Origin of the sequence: Sphingorhabdus sp., assembly GCF_035329025.1 — a bacterium.
Lineage (GTDB): Bacteria > Pseudomonadota > Alphaproteobacteria > Sphingomonadales > Sphingomonadaceae > Sphingorhabdus_B.
The window spans coordinates 1-2,624 of sequence record NZ_DAOLHN010000093.1; the positions used below are offsets into that span (position 1 = coordinate 1).

At 57.0% G+C, this 2,624-nt stretch carries 3 protein-coding genes and 1 pseudogene; all 4 read left to right on the forward strand.

All coding sequences use genetic code 11. The annotated features are described in order from the left end of the window. Positions 1-188: pseudogene (locus PKC81_RS14625) on the forward strand (NAD(P)H-dependent oxidoreductase subunit E); the annotation flags it as partial. Next, a complete protein-coding gene (nuoF, locus tag PKC81_RS14630) occupies positions 188-1,480 on the forward strand; it encodes an NADH-quinone oxidoreductase subunit NuoF (protein WP_324337339.1) in 1,293 nt (430 codons plus the stop codon). The pseudogene PKC81_RS14625 and the gene nuoF, both read left to right, overlap by 1 nt. Beyond that, on the forward strand, positions 1,477-2,187 hold the full coding sequence (locus tag PKC81_RS14635) for a hypothetical protein (RefSeq protein ID WP_324337341.1): 711 nt from the start codon (positions 1,477-1,479) through the stop codon (positions 2,185-2,187). The genes nuoF and PKC81_RS14635 overlap by 4 nt, the downstream gene beginning before the upstream one ends. Beyond that, a partial coding sequence (locus PKC81_RS14640; RefSeq protein ID WP_324337343.1) for a 2Fe-2S iron-sulfur cluster-binding protein occupies positions 2,180-2,624 on the forward strand: 445 nt, incomplete at its 3' end. The genes PKC81_RS14635 and PKC81_RS14640, both read left to right, overlap by 8 nt.

Below are 2,624 nucleotides of genomic sequence, written 5' to 3' on the forward strand. Positions count from 1 at the left end.
AGATCAACGACGATAATTTCGAAGACCTGACCTATGACAGCATGTCCGCGCTGCTTGAAGCACTGGCCAATGACAAGCCGGTCAAGATCGGCCCGCAAATCGACCGCCAGACCAGCTGCCCCGAAGGCGGGCCAACGACATTGAAGGAAATGGTCAAGGCCAATCACGATTATCGGAAGGATTGGTAATGAGCCTTCAGGATAAAGACCGCATCTTCACCAACGTCCATGGCTTCCAGCCGTGGAACCTGAAGGCCGCGCAAAAGCGTGGCGATTGGGATAAGACTGCGAACCTGCTCAAGATCGGGCAGGACGAGATTATCGAGCGCATCAAGGCTTCGGGCCTGCGCGGGCGCGGCGGGGCGGGTTTCCCGACGGGGATGAAGTGGAGCTTCATGCCCAAGAATCCGACACCCGAACGGCCGAATTTCCTCGTCATCAACGCCGATGAATCAGAGCCCGGCAGCTGCAAGGACCGAGAGATCATCCGCCACGATCCGCACAAGCTGATCGAAGGCGCACTGGTCGCCGGTTTCGCGATGCGCGCGCGGGCGGCCTATATCTATATTCGCGGCGAGTTCATCTACGAAGCCAAGGTGCTCGAGGCAGCCGTTGCCGAAGCCTATGCCGCTGGCCTGATCGGCAAAAATGCCTGCAAGTCGGGCTATGATTTCGACGTCTTTGTCCATCGCGGCGCGGGCGCCTATATCTGCGGTGAAGAAACAGCGATGATCGAAAGCCTTGAGGGCAAGAAGGGCCAGCCGCGTCTGAAGCCGCCATTCCCAGCGGGTGCAGGGCTTTATGGCTGCCCGACTACGGTCAACAATGTCGAGAGCATTTCGGTCACGCCCACAATCCTGCGCCGTGGCCCCGAATGGTTCGCCAGCTTTGGTAATCCCAACAATCTCGGCACAAAGCTGTTCCAGATTTCGGGCCATGTGAACACGCCCTGTGTGGTCGAGGAAGCGATGAGCATTCCTTTCCGCGAACTGATTGAAAAGCATGCGGGCGGCATCCGCGGCGGTTGGGACAATTTGCTTGCCGTGATTCCCGGTGGATCCTCGGTACCTTTGGTTCCCGCCGCGCAGATCATGGACGCGCCGATGGATTTTGACGGCCTAAAGGCGCTCGGATCCGGCCTTGGCACCGCCGCGGTCATCGTCATGGACAAATCGACCGACATCGTCCGCGCGATTTCGCGGCTGTCCTATTTCTACAAGCATGAAAGCTGCGGCCAGTGCACGCCGTGCCGCGAAGGCACAGGCTGGATGTGGCGCGTGATGGAGCGGCTGCGCGAAGGCAATGCCGATGTGTCGGAAATCGACACGCTGTTTCAGGTGACGAAACAGGTCGAAGGCCACACCATCTGCGCGCTGGGTGATGCAGCGGCTTGGCCAATCCAGGGGCTGATCAAGCATTTCCGGCCGGAAATTGAGCGGCGGATTGCGGAACATGGTGGAATGCTGGAGGCGGCGGAATGAAGCGCCTGACTTTCTCTCTTAGCCTTGTCTCGCTGTTGATTGGTTTTGGCGGTGCCGCCGCAGAATCACCTGCCAATCTTCTGAATGCCGAGCGTCGGATGCTGGCAAATGATTATGCAAAATGTATTGCAACTAAGCACCCAAAACTTGTCCGTGAATTTGTTTTGCAAGCCGGAAATAGCAAACAGCCCGACGACCGCATTCGCAAGCTTGCCGATTGGAAATGCATGCCGTCCAGTTCATCTAGAGAGGTTACAAGCCTGTACTTTAGCTCCAGTGCTGCTCTCTACACATTTGCCGAGTATCTTTTGAAGAACGAAAAGATCGACGTACTTAACGATTTTGGTGCCGTGCCGTTGTTGCAGCATCCCGAACCGGAAAAAATGGACAGCTATAAGCCGTCGGGCAGGCTTTCGAAGGAAGCATATGCTCGGATGGTCGAAAAGTCGCTTGGCGAAACGGCCATGTCGCGCATTGGCGAATGCGTTGTTCGTGCAGATACAATCAACTCAAAAAATCTGCTCGAAACTGCTGTTGAAAGCGCCGAGGAAAAGGCGGCGATCCAGATTTTGTTGCCTGTTGCCGGACAATGCATCGAAAACGGTTCTATCAAGATGAAGCCTGAGCAGCTGCGGGGGACAATTGCTCTAAATCTATACCGTTTGACAGTCGCTGCGCTAACGACGGAGAGCAAGCCCGATGCCTAAAGTCACCGTAGACGGCCTCGAAATCGAAGTCCCGCAGGGCGCCACCGTCCTGCAGGCGTGCGAGCTGGCGGGCAAAGAAATTCCGCGTTTCTGCTATCATGAGCGCCTGTCCATCGCCGGCAATTGCCGCATGTGTCTGGTTGAGGTTGCCCCCGGGCCGCCGAAGCCGCAGGCAAGCTGTGCGCTGCCGGCGACTGAAGGCCAGATCATTCGCACCGACAGCGAAATGGTCAAAAAAGCGCGCGAAGGGGTGATGGAGTTTCTCCTCATCAACCACCCGCTCGATTGCCCGATTTGCGATCAGGGCGGCGAATGCGATCTGCAGGACCAGTCGGTGGCTTATGGCCGCGGCGCATCGCGTTATGACGAGAATAAGCGTGCAGTGACCGAGAAATATATGGGCCCCATCGTCAAGACGGTGATGACCCGCTGCATCC